This window comes from Pseudomonas sp. KB_15 (assembly GCF_052114525.1).
In the GTDB taxonomy this organism is placed as follows: Bacteria; Pseudomonadota; Gammaproteobacteria; order Pseudomonadales; family Pseudomonadaceae; genus Aquipseudomonas.
The window spans coordinates 1-364 of the sequence record NZ_JBFREX010000360.1; the positions used below are offsets into that span (position 1 = coordinate 1).

Consider the following 364-nt stretch of genomic DNA (forward strand, 5'->3'; position numbering starts at 1 on the left):
CTCGTGGTCTGCACCGGCGGCGAGCCGCTGCTCCAGCTGGACGCGCCGCTGATCGACGCGCTGCACGCGCAGGGCTTCGAGATCGCCATCGAGACCAACGGCACGCTGCCCGTGCCGGACGGCATCGACTGGGTCTGCGTGAGCCCCAAGATGGGCGCGGAACTCGTGGTGACGCGCGGCGACGAACTCAAGGTCGTCATCCCGCAGGACGGCCAGGACTTCGCAGCATATGAACAACTGGATTTCCGCTATTTCATGGTGCAGGCCATGGATGGCCCGCTGGCCCGGCAAAATACGGCCGCGGCGGTGGAATTCTGCCAGCGCCACCCGCGCTGGCGCCTGTCGCTGCAGACCCACAAGCCTG

General features: G+C 67.3%; 1 pseudogene. It reads left to right on the plus strand.

The features are described 5' to 3' along the window. Window positions 1–364: pseudogene (locus AB4Z35_RS31285) on the plus strand (7-carboxy-7-deazaguanine synthase); the annotation flags it as partial.